We start from the raw sequence: 14,047 nt of genomic DNA, 5'->3' as shown, positions 1-14,047 counted from the left end.
TGGCATGTTTTTTTGCCAGTATTTCCGATGTCTGGCAGTTGGCAATGCCATAGTGGCAGTCTGACAGATTCGGCCGCCCAGAGGTAGAGCGCCAGCGGTCGAATGCGCTCTGATTGATGCGTTGCAATCTGTGGCACAGAGTTTGCTGAGTCTCTCTCAGGAGGCGGGGTTTTCGGGACAATCAGGCTGGCCGTATCCCTCTTGCGGCCACTCCCCCTACTGATTCGGTCCCTGCGAAGTGTCGAAGCCCCGCCCCTTTTTTCCGTCGTCTCGACGGATCCGTGTCCAACGAGAGAGCACATCATGTCCGATACCCTGAAAGAGCGCCGTCGACTCCTGATCGCAACTTCCGGTGTCGGTGCAGTCGCCGCTGCGGCCACCGCCGTTCCTTTTGTCGCTAGCTTGACGCCGTCCGACCGGGCTCGCGCGGCGGGTGCGCCCGTAGAGGCGGATGTCAGCAAACTGGCGCCCGGTGAAATGATGACCATCGAGTGGCGGGGGAAGCCGGTATGGCTGTTGCGTCGGACTCCCGAGATGCTTGCAGCCCTTGAAGGCCACGAGTCGCGTTTAGCCGATCCTGCGTCGGCCGAACCTCAACAGCCCGATTACGCGGCGAACCGTCACAGGTCGATCAACGCGGAATTCCTCGTCGTAATCGGGATTTGTACGCACTTGGGATGTTCGCCGTCCGAGAAGTTTGCGCCGGGTGCTACCAGTGGGATCGGAGAGGACTGGCCAGGAGGTTTCCTGTGCCCTTGCCACGGTTCGATCTTCGATCTGGCGGGGCGAGTATTCCTGAGCCAACCTGCGCCGACCAACCTCGAAATTCCCCCACACAAATGGTTGAGCGATAGCCTGGTTTTGATCGGCGAGGACGATAGCGCTGCAGCTTGACGACACACTCTCACCTATCTTTTATTGACCAAGCATAGTCTTTGAAGAGCGCACAAGAATGAAGATCGCGGTTACGAGCCAGAATTTTCGCACGGTCACTGCCCATGCGGGCAAGACGCGTCGCTTTCTGATCTTTGACATCAGCTGTCCTTGCTCTCCGCGCGAGGTTGACCGCCTAGACTTGGGCAAGGAAATGTCGTTTCACGAGTTCAGGGGAAGTCTTCACCCGATCGATGGGGTGGCCGCGCTGATTACAGGTGGGGCAGGGGAGGGGTTCCGTGTCCGTATGGCACAACGTGGTATCGAACTCATCGTTACGGGTGAGACCGATCCGGTCCAGGCCGTCATCGATTACACGCAAGGTATCGTCAAGCCGGCGCTCCCTCACGACGAGCACGAACATCGTCACTGATCATTGCCTTTGAGCTCTCCAGTGCAACTCGATGCACACCGTTGGGCGTAGATCTTTGCAGGCTTTGCTCGCGGTGCTGCTTGAGGTGAAGCCCGGCCTTTCCTCGATACATCGAGGAAGGGCCGGGTTTTTTCGTTTACGCCCGCGCGTACAGTACGATTGCGCTACGCTAGGAGTCTGCGCGACAGAAGCCAATCCTCGGTGACGTGAGCACTCGGGGCGCGGTGTGGCTGGTAGGCTCTCGACATGACGAGCTATCTGCCCTATTGCCCGCGGCAGCAGATGCCGCTGCCCCAGGCGCTGCAGGAGTGGCTGCCCGAAGGCCACGTGGCGTACTTCATCAGCGACGCCGTAGACGGGTTGAATCTGGGCGTGTTCCACGCCCGGTGTGACGGAGGCGGACCGCGCAACCAGCCGTTTCATTCGGCCATGATGGTCAAGGTGCTCTTGTGCGGCTACGCCACGGGCGTGTTCAGCTCGGGCAAGATCGCGCGCAAGTTGCACGAGGATTTGGCCTTCCGGGTGCTGGCGTCCGGCAACCTCCCGTCCCACCGCACGCTGAGCGACTTTCGCGCTTTCCACTTGAAGGTGCTGAGCGAGCTGTTCGTGCAGGTGGTGCGGCTGGCCCGCGAGATGGGGCTTGTCAAGCTCGGGGCGTTGGCCGTGGACGGCGCCAAGGTGAAGGCCAACGCCTGCCGCCACAAGGCGATGAGTTACGGCCACATGGTGAAGGCGGAGGCAGAGTTGAAACGGCAGATTGAGGCGGGGCTGGCGGCAATTGCCGAGGCTCGGCTGCGGCTCGAGCAGCGCCAGCGCGAGGCCGATCAGGCGCGCGGCCGCAGCGACGATGACGACCGTCGCCCGCGCGGGGGCGACGGCAAACCGAAGGGTGGGCGCTACAAGCGCGATTTCGGGGTGCCCGAGGACCAAGCGCAGAAGAACTTCGCCGATCCGGACAGTCGCATCATGAAGCGCGCAGGCGGCAGTTTTGATCTGAGCTACAACGCCCAGACGGCGGTCGACGAGCCCGCCCACATCATCGTGGTGGCCGAGCTGACCAACAACGCCAGCGACGCCGGGCAACTGGCGGGGGTGTTGCAGGCCGTGCGCGACAACATCGAACAACGACCGCGCAGCTGCTGGCCGATGCGGGCTACCGTTCAGAACAGACCTTCAAGGACTTGGACAACTGCGGCACTGAGCTGATGGTGGCGTTGGGCCAAGAGGGGAAACGCCTGCTGAGCTTTGAGCGGCATCGCGATCGGCACACAGCACAGATAACCGACAAGCTCGACAGCGAACCGGGCAAGGCCGCCTACCTACGACGAAAGTGGATCGCCGAGGCGCCCAACGGCTGGATCAAGAACGTGGTGGGATTCCGGAGTTTCAGCATGCGAGGCCTGGAGCGCATCCATGTCGTGTGGAAGCTCGTTTGCATGGCACTGAACCTGCGCCGGATGTGCTCACTGAGTGCGGCGTCAAGGACGAAGGGCCAGAAAAACCATCCCTGCTCCACGAAAACACAGCCATTCAACGCTCGCCAAGCGGTGCAACAGGTCCCGCGACTCCTGCGCCCGACGCCCCGCTTGCTGATCGCGTAGCACTACATCTCTCACTACACCCCTCTTTACCGCTCTGCCGCGCAGAATCCTAGCCTCGGGGCGCATGCCCAGCGCTGCAGTTTCTTTCTCTCCGTCGTCTGGCCGCCGCCCGCAAGGATCGGCGGCATGTTCTTCATCAGGCGTTCGAGGAGGGCGGGGATGCTCCCATAGTCTGAATGGGTGATGACCAAAGGAGTTTGGACCGGTAGCGTGTTTCGCCAAATTCACCTCCTTCGAAAACAAGCATGACGAAGCATCTTGGGCAAGACTACGACGAAGGGAAGATCCGAAGAGCCTTTCGAGTCAGCGTGCCGAGTGCCCTTGCACTGGGCTTCGTCATGGTGTGCTGGCCGGTCTGGTTCTGGGCCTTGCTTGGCATCGACCTGGGTGATGCACCCTATCCCGCAATCCTCTATGGAAGCGTGATTCTGGGCGTCGGCCTGGCGAGCATCGGTGGGATGCGCGCGCCGCGGTCGCATCTCGGCTTGCTGTTGTTCCTTGCTTGCTACAAGGGCGCGGCGGTCGTATTTCTCCTGGGGCACGGTGTGCATGCGCTGCTCGAGGGTCGGCACGTGCCCGTCGCCGTGTGGATCATCGCCGCGCTGTGGCTGCAACAGGCAATCAGCAACGCGCGTCTCTATCCGTGGGGATTGCGGGAGTGATGAAACGCCCGGACGACGACGCGTATGAGGCTGGCGCAGTCCCGATCGTGCGCAGCGCATGGGTTGCGGGCGATGTTCGCGCCTGGCCGGCGCTGAAGTCGGATCTCGATGTCGATGTCGCCGTGGTCGGCGCCGGCGTGGTCGGCGCCTCGGTGGCGCTGCATCTTGCCGAGCGCGGCGTACGTGTCGCACTGATCGAGGCGCGACAGCCGGGCGATGGCGCTTCGGGCCGCAATGCCGGGCAGGTCCTGCCCTATCTCGGCAAGCTCGTTGATCGTGCGTCGTGGCCCGATCGGGGAGAGCGCTTGCTGGATTACTTCGTGCAGCATCGAAACATCGTTTTCGATCTGTGCGAGCGGCATGGCATCGACGCCGATGCGGCACCTTGCGGCATGGTCGGGGCCGCGTATCGCGAATATGCCTCGATGACGAAGAATGTTCGCTACTGGCGTGGGCTGGGCTATGACGTCGATGTCGTGGACCGCGGCCGCCTGCGCGAGTTGCTCGGTACCGATCGCTACAGTTTTGGTGTGCATTGGCGTGAGGGCGGGCGCGTCAATCCGCATCGTTTCACCAATGGCATGGTCGATGCGGCGGCAAGGTCCGGGGCGCTGGTCTTCGGCGATTCCCCGGTGGAAAGCTGTATGCCTGCCGGCCGTCGCTGGTGTGTTCGCACGCCGCACGGAGGCGTCACGGCTTCAACCGTGGTCCTATGCACGAACGGTCATGCAGACAACGCATTCTTTCCCGAGCTGGCTGGCACCCACTATCCGTTACTGGCCTGCGGCGTCGCCACCACGCCGCTCCCCAAGCCGTTGCTCGATGTCATCGACCCCGGGCGGGTAGTCATGTCCCAATATCCGCTGGGCCTCTTCCCGCTGGTTCTTGATGGAATGAACCGCCTCATCAGCGCGACCATTCCTGCGCCGGGGCGGGCGAACGATGCCGGGCGCTACTTCGGCTACCTGCTGAGGTACCTGAATCGCACTTGGCCCGAAACGCGGGACCACCCGATCGGGCTCGATGCATACTGGACTGGAATGACAGCCAACTCGGCGCCCGCCTATCAGGCTGGCAGTCCCCGTCTTTACAGGGTGGCCGACGGCGTGTTCGCGCTGTTGAACTTCGGTGCCGGCGGCAATGTGATCGGCCCGATGCTGGGCATGAATCTCGCGCACGCGCTCGCCGATGACCGTCATCAGGATCTCCTCCTGCCCGTGCAGACGCCCGTGAGCGTTGCATCGCCCGGGCGCTTCGAGTGGAAGATCCGCCATCTGATGATCCCGTTTGCGCGCTTCATCGATCGCCTCGGTGGATTGCGCATCTGAGGTTCGCGCTACATTCCGCCTGGCCGTTTCCACACCGTACCGCATGAACTGGTGCCACGGTCCCCTCATTCGGGCGCATGTCGCAACCTGGCCGCAATCGCCCGGTTCAGCGTGGATGATGCGTAGTCTCAACGGACGATGATGGCGCGGCCGCCTCTTCGCACAATGTCCCCACGTATCCGACCAATCCTTGGGGGCAGCAATGATTTCGATTGGCTGTGGTCGACCGCAGCGCCATCCCTGTGCGTAGTCGACGGGGAAGTCGCGAAGTATCTCCACTTCGTTAACGCGTTCGATGCCCTCTGCCAGGATTTCGATTCCCAGCCCTTTGAGGGTGGCCGTGCTCTGGGCCAGATCGGCCAGCAGCGCGGGGTTGCGGCCCAGGCTGCGGATGATGGTAATGCACAGCTTGACGAAGTCCGGTTGCAGGGCCTTCGCGGCTTCCAGATCCGCATAGCCGCAACCCGTATCATCCAAGGCGACACGGGTGCCGCCGGCGCGCAATTCATCTAGAAGGGGTAGCAGCGCGCGGGCATTGTTGAGCGGCAGGTGTTCGGTGATTTCGACAACGATACCTGGCCGGCGCCAAGGCGCGGCGCAGGGCGTCATCTGTGAGGCCAGCACTGGAGAGGTTGATGGTGAGCCAGTAATGAGGTAGCAGGGCCTTCCCTTGTTCCAAAGCCTGCCAGGCGCAGGCGATCTCCAGCTCCCGACTTAGGCCGCAGCGGGCAGCGGTGTCAAAGAGCTGGTCGGCACGTTCCAGCGCGCTACCTGCTGGGCCGCGGGTAAGTGCTTCGTAGCCGAGCAGTTGTCCGTCAGGAAAGCCGACGATCGGCTGCACGAGAGTGCGTAGCCCCCCTTGGTGCAGCAGCGTTTGCAACTGGACTTCGGCGGAGGTACACCCCAAGCGAGGGGCAGATTCCAGTGTTTGCAACACCTGCTGCAGATCGGGGTAGCCGGGAAACTGATGTACTCGAAAGCGTGCCAGCGCCGCCGTGGCACTCCCGAAGATATCCCGTGCCAGCTGGCCAGCTAGTTGGGTCGTCGCAGTCAGCACGGCGACGTGATGGTTTTCGGGGCGGCCTCCGAGCAAGCGGCCGTTAAGATTGTCCGGAGTATCAAGAGTACGGCTGCGATAGGGGATCAGCCATATTCCCGGGGGCAAGTCGCGAGGCAGAGGACTCCGTTCACTGCCGGACAAGACTTCCCCGATGATGCTGGCTACGCCCTGATCCAGCTCGCTCAAGGCGCCTGCGACGGCTGCCGCACCCATGCTCGCCTCCAGGGCCTCCAGCCCCGCCAGGTGAAAGACCAGGCAATGGACTGGCATTGCTCAACCCAGCTTGAAGCGGCCCACCTGCTGGCGCAGGCGGCTGGAGATCTGTTCGAGGTCAGCGACGGCGGCCGTGTTTTCCTTCATTGCGCCATGGGTTTCCAGAGACATCGCGCTGATCTTTTCCATTTGCTGGGCGAGGTCGGTAGCGGTGCTCGCCTGCTGGACCGTAGCCCGGACCACGTCCTGCACGTTCCTGAGGGAGTCCTGTGCCTGTCGAGTGATTTCTCCCAGCATGCCGCTTGCCTCATTGGCCAGGGCCAAGCCTTGCTGTACCTGGGGCGCGGCGGTGTCCATGGCGGCGACGGACTGCTCCGTTTCGTGCTGCACCAGCTCGATCATGCGGGCGATTTCGGCGGTGGAGTTGCGGGTGCGCTCGGCCAGCTTTCGTACTTCGTCGGCCACCACGGCGAAGCCGCGGCCGGCCTCTCCGGCCCGGGCGGCCTCAATGGCGGCGTTGAGGGCAAGCAGATTGGTCTGTTCGGCAACTTCCCGGATTACGCTGGCTATTCCTCCAATCTCCTGGGAGCGTTGTTGCAGGCTGCGGATCTGGGTGGTGGATTCGACCACGGTACTGGCGATACGGGCCATCTCCGCCGCAGCCTGCTGCACCAGCTTCACGCCCTGTTCGGACAGTTCGGCAGTGCGGGCCGAGTTGGCCTCGGTCAGGTGGGCGATCTGGGATACCTCATTGATGCTCGTGGTCATCTCCGCGATGCTGGCGGCGGAGGCGGCAGAAGCATCCGCCTGGTTGGCGGCGGCGTCGCGGGCATTGTGCGAGGCCTCTGCGACTTGTTCAGCCTTGTGGAAGAGCTCGATGGCGGCCTGGGCGATATCGGTGAACAGGTTGCGCAGGTCGTCCTGCATGCGGGAGACCGCCGCCAGCATGCTGGCCGGGTGTTGGGCTCGCACCGGCATGCTCAGGTCGCCGCTGGCGATGAGGGTGACCGCCTGGGCCGCCTGGTTAGGCTCCCCGCCCAGGGCGCGGCCCAGTTGCCGCGTGATCTGGAAGGCAATGACGGAGCCGATGACGATGGCGAGGCTGCACAGGGTCACCATGAACAGGGCGAATTGACCGGCTACTTCCCGGGCATGGGCGGTCGCGGCCTGGTTGCGTTTTTCCTGATAGTCAATGAAGGCGTTGATGCGGGTCAGCCACTCGCTGAGGGCGGGACGGGCCTCTGCGAGCAGCAGGGCCTGGGCGCCGGCGACATCGTTGTCCTGACGGGCTTGGATCACCCGCTGCATCAGCGGTTGGCTGAGCGCTTCGCCTGTCTGAATCGCTGCCAGCAACTGTCGTTCCTCCTGGCTGATCTCCGGGTCGCTGGCAAAGAGCTTGTCCAGCGCGGCCGCAGAGTCCTGATAGAAGGCGGTCAGCCGCTCGATATCCTGCAGGGCGGCGGTTAGGCCGGCGGCGTCGCGCACCAGCGTCACATCGCGGAGGCTGATGGCCCGGTCATGGACGCTCCCACGGAAGTTGATGGCGTAGCGCTGCTTCACCGCATTCACATCGGTGATTTCGGTCAGGGTGTTGTCGATCAGGTTCACCTTCTGGATACCGAAGGCGGTGATCCCGATCATCAAAGCCAGCACCAAGCCAAAGCCCATGGCCAGGCGTTGTCCTGTGGTGAGGGAGGAGGATGACATGATGAGTTTGGCGAATTAGTGAAAATTAACTTTAATTTCAGGTGGTATAGCTTTCAAATCGTTAATAGGTATGGTTTCTATAGGACAGCGCTATGAAAGGCGCTCTGCCGCGAAGGCGGGTGTCGAGGTGGCCGGCGCGTTTATTCACCCTGGAGGTCGGTAGGCCATCGGAAATTCAGTCCTGTCGAAGTTCGATCGTCCCGCCAGCGTTACCGCAGTTTGGAAAGTAGGGCATTCCGCCCACCTCGACGGACTTGGCAAAGCAAAGCCCGGCACAGAGCCGGGCTTGCTGGCACGGGCGCCTTCGCGGGGTCAGCGCGGGTCGACGCGGTGGATCTTGTCCGCGTTCATCCTGGACGACCACGGCAAGCCGCTGTTCTGCCAGCCGTTCTTGAGGCGGAAGCCGGCCTGCGGGCCGTCCTTGATCGCGTCGCCCTGAAAGCCGTTGATGACGTAGCGTGCGTTGGGGAAGCCGCTCTCGCGCAGGAGGGCGGCGCTCGGTTCGCCGCGCTCGCTGCCCGAACGGCACATGGTGATGATCTCGGCATCGGCACTCAGACCGCGCCGGGCGAGTTCCAGCTTCACCTGATTGACGAAGTCCGGATTGCGGTACAGGCGGAACACGCCCTTTTCGGCATTCCATTGCGTGCGGTCGACCAGCATGAAGGGCACGTTCGCATGCACCGCATCGCTGAAGCCGACGAACATGATCTCGATCGGGTCGCGGACGTCGATGAACAGCACGTTCGGTTCGGCCTTCTGGATCTTGGCATAGGTTTCTGCCGCCGAGAGGCCGATGTCGGTCGCATGGGCGGTGAGGCTGGCGAAGCCGATGGCGGCAGCGGTCAGGAGCTTCTTCATCTGATGGGTTCTCCGGTGATGGGTTGGGTTCAGGCCTTGCGGTGCAGGCTGGCGGCGATCGGCCAGGCCAGCGCGGCAGCGACCGCGCCGAAGGCGGCGGCGTAGAAGAACAGGTTCATCCAGTCCACCCAGTAGCCCATGTTGCCGAAGGACGACTTGGTCATGGCCGGGGTGATGAAGAAGGTGATCGCCGTGGCGATGAGGCCGGTGATGAAGGCCGGGGCGAGGGCCTTCGTCCAGCTGGCGCCGGGTCGGGTGGCGGCGAAGACCATCAGCGCCAGCCACAGCACGACGGTGCCGACGACGGCGGGCAGGTACTGCATCCCGAGTTCGAACAGGATGTTCAGGGTCAGCCAGATCTCGTACATGTCGTCTCTCCCCTCAGACCCGGCCCTTGGCCACGGCCATGTAGGCGGGCTTGAGCAGGCGGTATTTCATGACCCAGGCGAAGTAGCTGTCCTGCAGCGGATCGATCATCGGCAGCGAGGGTGTGAGGTTGTTCTCGTAGTCGAACTCGACCAGCAGCGCCGAGCCTTCGCGCAGCAGCAGCGGGCAGGAGGTGTAGCCGTCGAACACCAGTGACGGTTCGCGGCCGGCGATCACCTCGATCAGGTGCTGCGCCACGATCGGCGCGCTCTTCTTGACCGTCGCGGCGGTTTTGCCCTTGGCGGTGCCGTTGATGTCGCCGATGCCGAAGACGTTGGGGAAGCGGCGGTGGCGCAGGGTCTTGGGGTCGACCTCCAGCCAGCCGCCGGCGGCAAAACCGCCTTCCTTCCACGACAATGGGCTGTTCTTCACCGAGTCGGGCGCGCGCATCGGCGGCACGACGTGGATGAAGTCGTAGTCGATCTCGCTGCGTTCGCCTTCCGGGCTGGTCACGGTGGCGCGGCGCGCGCCGATGTCGACCGCCACCAGCTTGCTGTTGAAGGTGACCGGGATGTCCAGTTCGGCCCAGCGGCGCAAGACCTCCTCGTTGATGCGCGGCACGCTGAAGATGTTGCCCAGCGCGGAGTGGAAGTCGATCCTGGAGGCCTCGCGCGTGCCGGCCTGCTGCAGGCGGTCGGCGATCATGAAGGTCATCTTCAGCGGCGCGCCAGCGCATTTGAGTGGGGTGGCGGGCAGGGTCATCAGCGCGTGGCCGCCCTTCTGGCGGAAGGCGTCCATCGCCTGCCAGGTGGCTTCGGCGGCGGCCGGACTGGGGTAGACGCAGCCCAGGCCGTGGGTGCCGATGGCGGCGACGTCCATGCCTTCGACCTGGGCGAAGTCCAGATGCAGGCCGGTGGCCACCACCAGGTAGTCGTACTCGATGCGCTTACCGCTGTCGGTGACGACCGCGTTGGCCTCAGGGTCGAACTCCGCCACCATCTCGCGCACCCATTCCACGCCGGCGGGAATCAGCTCGGCGTTGCGGTCGCTGACCTTGCTCACCGGCCAGATGCCGGTCGCCACGAGGGTGTAGCCGGGCTGGTAGTTGTGGATCTCCTTGCGATCGATGATCGTGATCTTTGCGCCGTCCAGCTCGCGCGACAGGCGGCTGGCAATGGCGAGGCCGCCCAGGCCGCTGCCGGCGATGACGATGCGGGCCGAGGTCTTCAGTGAAGCCTGTGCTGATTGGGGGCCGATTGACAGACCGGCACCAGCGACGACCGGCAGGGCGGACGCGCCGAACAGCAGGCGACGTCGCGTCTTGTCGACGTCGGGTGCTACGCAGGGGGGGGCAGGCGTGTGGGACATATGTCTCTCCTTCCCGGGCAGGGGCCTGTGCGGTGCGCACGGCGCCGGTTTTATCGTTGCTGCCTTTTCAATAATATAAGTAAATACTTAAATATACACACTGCAAGCAGCGCTATGTAACCGAGGTCACATAGCGCCGCCCTGCAGGAAGGCGAGGCGTACGACGGCCAGGGCGATGCCCAGCAGGCAGGCGCCCCCCGAGAACATCAGTCGCCAGGCCCGGTGCCGCGGCACGAAGCCGACGCCGCGCACGAAGCCCGCGCTCATGGCCCAGAACAGCGCCATGGCGGCCCAGTGGTTCGCACCGCCCTGCGGACCGGAGAGGGCGGCGGGCCAGGCGGTGATGCCGAGCATGATCGCGATGGCGGCCAGCAGCGGCAGCAGGCGGATGCCACCGGTCGGCGCGGCGGCCGGGCCGGCGAGCTTCGTGTTCATCATGGCCTCCTTGCTGCGGTCAGTGCGCACCACTGCCGTTCGGGTCGGCGGGCGCAGCGTCGAGACGGGCCTGCCGCAGCGCCTCGGCACGCGCCTCTTCATTCTCGCCCCACAGGGCGTTCAGGATGGCCAGCAGCACGGCGAAGCCGATGCCCAGGACCCAGGCGAAATACCACATGTCGTTCTCCTTGTTCGGTTTGCGGACGTTCAGTACGCGGAGTGTTCGTTCTCGCGGATGTAGGCGGTCGTGACCTTGCCCGCCATCACCTTGTAGGCCCAGCTGGTGTAGGCGACGATGATCGGCATGAAGATCAGCGTGGCCCAGAACATGATGCCCAGGGTGCGCTGGCTCGAGACCGCATCCCACACGGTCAGGCTCGCCGAGGGCACGGTGGAGGAGGGCATCACGAAGGGGAACATCGACACGCCCGCGGTGCCGATCACGCCCACGAGGGCGAGCGACGAAGCGACGAAGGCGGCCAGGGTGCGGCCCTTCCACACCAGCCACAGCGCGGCGATGCCGCCAGCGTAGGCCAGCGCCGGCACCAGCAGCGTCAGCGGCGAATTGGCGTAGTTGGCCAGCCAGGCGCCGGGCTGCAGTTCGACCGTCTTGGCGAGCGGGTTGGGCAGCGCCGCGGTGTCCACCGCCGAGGTGATGGCATAGCCGAAGCTGCCGTTGGCGATCCATAGCCCGGCGGCGCTGAAGCCGATCAGCATCAGGACGCCGAAGATCAGCGCGGCAGTAGTCGCGCGGCGCTGGATGTCGCCCTCGGTGCGGTGGGCGAGATAGATCGCGCCGTGGAAGGTGATCATCGCCGTGCTCACCACGCCGGCCAGGAGCGCGAAGGGGTTCAGCAGGCCCCAGAACGAGCCGGTGTAATAGGGCACCAGCGAGTCGTCGAAGTGGAAGGGCACGCCCTGCAGCAGGTTGCCGAAGGCCACGCCGAAGATCAGCGGCGGCACCGCCCCGCCGATGAAGAGCCCCCAGTCCCAGGTGCTGCGCCAGGTGGCGTTGTGGATCTTGCTGCGGTAGTCGAAGCCCACCGGGCGGAAGAAGAGCGCCCACAGCACCGCCAGCATCGCCCAGTAGAAGCCCGAGAAGGCCGTGGCATAGACGATCGGCCAGGCGGCGAAGATGGCGCCGCCGCCGGTGATGAACCACACCTGGTTGCCGTCCCAGTGCGGGCCGACGGTGTTGATGACGACGCGGCGCTCCTCGTCGTTCTGGCCGACGAAGGGCAGCAGCGTGCCCACGCCCATGTCGTGGCCGTCCATGATGGCGAAGCCGATGAGCAACACGCCCACCAGCAGCCACCAGATGAATTTCAGGGTCGGGTAGTCGAAGATCATGATGTCCGCTCCGGGATCAGGCGTGGGCGTGGTGGGTTTCGTTCATGTAGCGGCCGGTGCCGAGACTCCCCGGGCCCTGGCGGGCGAACTTCACCATCAGGTACATCTCGACGATCAGCAGCAGGGTGTAGAAGCCGACGAAGCCCGCGAGCGAGCCGTACAGGCTTTCCACCGTCAGCGTGGACACCGACAGGTGGGTGGGCAGCACACCGTAGATCGTCCAGGGCTGGCGGCCGTACTCGGCGACGAACCAGCCCATCTCGCAGGCCAGCCAGGGCACTGGCAGGAACCACAGCGCCCACCGGAGCAGCCACGGCCGCTGGGCGAAGTCGCCCTTGATCGAGTACCACAGGGCCAGGCCGAACAGCGCCAGCATCGCGAAGCCCAGCGCCACCATGATGCGGAAGGTCCAGAACAGCGGCGCCACCTTGGGCAGCGTGTCGCGTGCGGCGCGCTCGATCAGCGCGGGGGTGACGTCGTCCATCGAGGCGACGTACTTCTTCAGCAGCAGGCCGAAACCGAGGTCGGCCTTGACCTTGTCGAAGGCCTCACGCAGCGCGGCGTCCTGCGGGTTCCTGCGCAGCGCCTCGAGCAGCTTCACCGCCTCCACGCCCACCGTCACCCGCTCGCGGTTCAGTGCGTAGATCTGGTTGAGGCCGGGCAGCTCCTTGTCCAGCGAGCGCGTGCCGATGAGGCCCATCACCCAGGGAATGTGGAGGGCGAAGTCGTTCTTCATCTCGGCTTCGTTGGGCAGTGCGATAACGTTGAAGCTCGCCGGCGCCGGCTCGGTCTCCCACATCGCCTCCATCGCCGCGAGCTTGGTCTGCTGCGCTTCGCCGATCGCATAGCCCGACTCGTCGCCGAGCACGATCACCGAGCAGATCGAGGCGAAGCCGAAGGCCGCCGCGATGCGGAATGAGCGCTTGGCGAACTCCACGTCGCGCCCGCGCAGCAGGTACCAGGCCGAGATCGACAGCACGAACATCGCGCCGGTCACGTAGCCCGCCGACACCGTATGCACGAACTTGCCCTGCGCCACCGGGTTGAACACCACCGCCCAGAAGTCGGTGAGCTCCATGCGCATGGTTTCAAAACTGAACTCGGAACCCACCGGGTTCTGCATCCAGCCGTTGGCGATCAGGATCCACAGCGCCGACAGGTTGGTGCCCACCGCCATCAGGATCGTCACCAGCAGGTGCTGCTGGCGCGACAGGCGGTCCCAGCCGAAGAAGAACAGGCCGATGAAGGTCGATTCGAGGAAGAAGGCCATCAGCCCCTCGATCGCCAGCGGCGCGCCGAAGATGTCGCCCACGTAGTGCGAGTAGTAGGCCCAGTTGGTGCCGAACTGGAACTCCAACGTGATGCCGGTGGTGACGCCCAGCGCGAAGTTGATGCCGAAGAGCTTGCCCCAGAAGCGGGTCATGTCCTTGTAGATCGTCTTGCCGGTCATGACATAGACGCTTTCCATGATGACCAGCATCCACACCATGCCGAGCGTGAGCGGCACGAAGAGGAAGTGGTACATCGCCGTGGCGGCGAACTGCAGCCGCGACAGGTCGACGAGTTGCTCACTGACCATGGGTTTCTCCAGATGTCGTGTGTTGTTTTACGGTGGCCGGGGCGAGCACCTGCACGGCCATCGCGCCGGCGTCGACCGCCACCTTCGCGTCGCGGATGAACGCCCACCACAGCGCGGTGATCAGCGCCAGCTTGATCACGATGGCAAGGGTGAGATGACGTAACAGGCGTTGGTCGGACGGCTTCATGGGCGGGTACCAGTTGTTTCTGAT

Annotated in this window: 15 protein-coding genes and 1 pseudogene; 6 read left to right on the top strand and 10 right to left on the bottom strand. The window is 64.1% G+C overall.

The genetic code is table 11. The features are described 5' to 3' along the window. The first annotated feature begins 303 nt into the window (after positions 1–303). The 6 genes and pseudogenes from petA (at position 304) to CKCBHOJB_RS10460 (ending at position 5,410) form a co-directional block, all read left to right on the top strand. Entirely contained in the window at positions 304–894 is a 591-nt protein-coding gene (petA, locus tag CKCBHOJB_RS10485; RefSeq protein WP_281048622.1) for a ubiquinol-cytochrome c reductase iron-sulfur subunit, read from the top strand. A gap of 58 nt (positions 895–952) precedes the next feature. Beyond that, a complete protein-coding gene (locus CKCBHOJB_RS10480) occupies positions 953–1,306 on the top strand; it encodes a NifB/NifX family molybdenum-iron cluster-binding protein (protein WP_004291335.1) in 354 nt (117 codons plus the stop codon). Positions 1,307–1,552: 246 nt separating this feature from the next. Beyond that, positions 1,553–2,784 (top strand): annotated as a pseudogene (locus CKCBHOJB_RS10475) (IS1182 family transposase); the annotation flags it as partial. A 368-nt stretch (positions 2,785–3,152) separates the two neighbouring features. Continuing rightward, the gene (locus CKCBHOJB_RS10470; protein ID WP_281048621.1) at positions 3,153–3,569 is read left to right on the top strand and encodes a hypothetical protein; all 417 of its coding nucleotides are present in this window, start codon (positions 3,153–3,155) and stop codon (positions 3,567–3,569) included. Beyond that, the gene (locus CKCBHOJB_RS10465) at positions 3,569–4,897 is read left to right on the top strand and encodes an FAD-dependent oxidoreductase (protein WP_281048620.1); all 1,329 of its coding nucleotides are present in this window, start codon (positions 3,569–3,571) and stop codon (positions 4,895–4,897) included. Before CKCBHOJB_RS10470 ends, CKCBHOJB_RS10465 begins: the two co-directional genes overlap by 1 nt. 165 nt (positions 4,898–5,062) lie before the next feature. Then, entirely contained in the window at positions 5,063–5,410 is a 348-nt protein-coding gene (locus CKCBHOJB_RS10460) for a hypothetical protein (RefSeq protein ID WP_281048619.1), read from the top strand. On the opposite strand, the gene CKCBHOJB_RS10455 is transcribed toward CKCBHOJB_RS10460, so the two are convergent. From CKCBHOJB_RS10455 to cydP, 10 genes are all read right to left on the bottom strand, one after another. Then, complete coding sequence (locus CKCBHOJB_RS10455; protein ID WP_281048618.1) at positions 5,403–6,170, bottom strand: EAL domain-containing protein; 768 nt, start codon at positions 6,168–6,170, stop codon at positions 5,403–5,405. The two genes, CKCBHOJB_RS10460 and CKCBHOJB_RS10455, sit on opposite strands and share 8 nt — an antisense overlap. 60 nt (positions 6,171–6,230) lie before the next feature. Further along, a complete protein-coding gene (locus CKCBHOJB_RS10450; RefSeq protein ID WP_281048617.1) occupies positions 6,231–7,877 on the bottom strand; it encodes a methyl-accepting chemotaxis protein in 1,647 nt (548 codons plus the stop codon). 312 nt (positions 7,878–8,189) lie between these two features. Then, complete coding sequence (locus CKCBHOJB_RS10445) at positions 8,190–8,738, bottom strand: rhodanese-like domain-containing protein (protein WP_281048616.1); 549 nt, start codon at positions 8,736–8,738, stop codon at positions 8,190–8,192. Between the two features lie 29 nt (positions 8,739–8,767). Next, positions 8,768–9,106 (bottom strand): hypothetical protein, encoded by a 339-nt coding sequence (locus CKCBHOJB_RS10440; protein ID WP_281048615.1) that lies wholly within the window; start codon positions 9,104–9,106, stop codon positions 8,768–8,770. Between the two features lie 13 nt (positions 9,107–9,119). Then, positions 9,120–10,472, bottom strand: a complete 1,353-nt coding sequence (locus CKCBHOJB_RS10435; protein WP_281048613.1) for an FAD/NAD(P)-binding oxidoreductase — start codon at positions 10,470–10,472, stop codon at positions 9,120–9,122. Positions 10,473–10,598: 126 nt separating this feature from the next. After that, positions 10,599–10,910 (bottom strand): cyd operon YbgE family protein, encoded by a 312-nt coding sequence (locus CKCBHOJB_RS10430; RefSeq protein WP_281048612.1) that lies wholly within the window; start codon positions 10,908–10,910, stop codon positions 10,599–10,601. 16 nt (positions 10,911–10,926) lie between these two features. Then, complete coding sequence (gene cydX / locus CKCBHOJB_RS17980) at positions 10,927–11,085, bottom strand: cytochrome bd-I oxidase subunit CydX (RefSeq protein ID WP_048706801.1); 159 nt, start codon at positions 11,083–11,085, stop codon at positions 10,927–10,929. A 29-nt stretch (positions 11,086–11,114) separates the two neighbouring features. Then, entirely contained in the window at positions 11,115–12,257 is a 1,143-nt protein-coding gene (gene cydB, locus CKCBHOJB_RS10420; protein ID WP_281048611.1) for a cytochrome d ubiquinol oxidase subunit II, read from the bottom strand. A gap of 16 nt (positions 12,258–12,273) precedes the next feature. Then, positions 12,274–13,836 (bottom strand): cytochrome ubiquinol oxidase subunit I, encoded by a 1,563-nt coding sequence (locus CKCBHOJB_RS10415; RefSeq protein ID WP_281048610.1) that lies wholly within the window; start codon positions 13,834–13,836, stop codon positions 12,274–12,276. After that, positions 13,826–14,023 carry a cytochrome oxidase putative small subunit CydP gene (gene cydP / locus CKCBHOJB_RS10410; protein WP_281048609.1) on the bottom strand — a complete coding sequence of 66 codons (198 nt, stop codon included), beginning with the start codon at positions 14,021–14,023 and terminating at the stop codon, positions 13,826–13,828. The genes CKCBHOJB_RS10415 and cydP overlap by 11 nt, the downstream gene beginning before the upstream one ends. Positions 14,024–14,047 lie beyond the last annotated feature (24 nt).

The sequence above is a fragment of the Thauera sp. GDN1 genome (assembly GCF_029223545.1).
In the GTDB taxonomy this organism is placed as follows: domain Bacteria; phylum Pseudomonadota; class Gammaproteobacteria; order Burkholderiales; family Rhodocyclaceae; genus Thauera.
This window is presented reverse-complemented; position numbering and strand designations above follow the sequence as displayed.

Bases quoted from the DNA above. Each gene is read 5' to 3' on its own strand.
- petA (WP_281048622.1), top strand. From the start codon at position 304: ATGTCCGATACCCTGAAAGAGCGCCGTCGACTCCTGATCGCAACTTCC.
- CKCBHOJB_RS10480 (WP_004291335.1), top strand. From the start codon at position 953: ATGAAGATCGCGGTTACGAGCCAGAATTTTCGCACGGTCACTGCCCAT.
- CKCBHOJB_RS10470 (WP_281048621.1), top strand. From the start codon at position 3,153: ATGACGAAGCATCTTGGGCAAGACTACGACGAAGGGAAGATCCGAAGA.
- CKCBHOJB_RS10465 (WP_281048620.1), top strand. From the start codon at position 3,569: ATGAAACGCCCGGACGACGACGCGTATGAGGCTGGCGCAGTCCCGATC.
- CKCBHOJB_RS10460 (WP_281048619.1), top strand. From the start codon at position 5,063: ATGTCCCCACGTATCCGACCAATCCTTGGGGGCAGCAATGATTTCGAT.
- CKCBHOJB_RS10455 (WP_281048618.1), bottom strand. From the start codon at position 6,170: ATGGGTGCGGCAGCCGTCGCAGGCGCCTTGAGCGAGCTGGATCAGGGC.
- CKCBHOJB_RS10450 (WP_281048617.1), bottom strand. From the start codon at position 7,877: ATGTCATCCTCCTCCCTCACCACAGGACAACGCCTGGCCATGGGCTTT.
- CKCBHOJB_RS10445 (WP_281048616.1), bottom strand. From the start codon at position 8,738: ATGAAGAAGCTCCTGACCGCTGCCGCCATCGGCTTCGCCAGCCTCACC.
- CKCBHOJB_RS10440 (WP_281048615.1), bottom strand. From the start codon at position 9,106: ATGTACGAGATCTGGCTGACCCTGAACATCCTGTTCGAACTCGGGATG.
- CKCBHOJB_RS10435 (WP_281048613.1), bottom strand. From the start codon at position 10,472: ATGTCCCACACGCCTGCCCCCCCCTGCGTAGCACCCGACGTCGACAAG.
- CKCBHOJB_RS10430 (WP_281048612.1), bottom strand. From the start codon at position 10,910: ATGATGAACACGAAGCTCGCCGGCCCGGCCGCCGCGCCGACCGGTGGC.
- cydX (WP_048706801.1), bottom strand. From the start codon at position 11,085: ATGTGGTATTTCGCCTGGGTCCTGGGCATCGGCTTCGCCGTGCTGCTG.
- cydB (WP_281048611.1), bottom strand. From the start codon at position 12,257: ATGATCTTCGACTACCCGACCCTGAAATTCATCTGGTGGCTGCTGGTG.
- CKCBHOJB_RS10415 (WP_281048610.1), bottom strand. From the start codon at position 13,836: ATGGTCAGTGAGCAACTCGTCGACCTGTCGCGGCTGCAGTTCGCCGCC.
- cydP (WP_281048609.1), bottom strand. From the start codon at position 14,023: ATGAAGCCGTCCGACCAACGCCTGTTACGTCATCTCACCCTTGCCATC.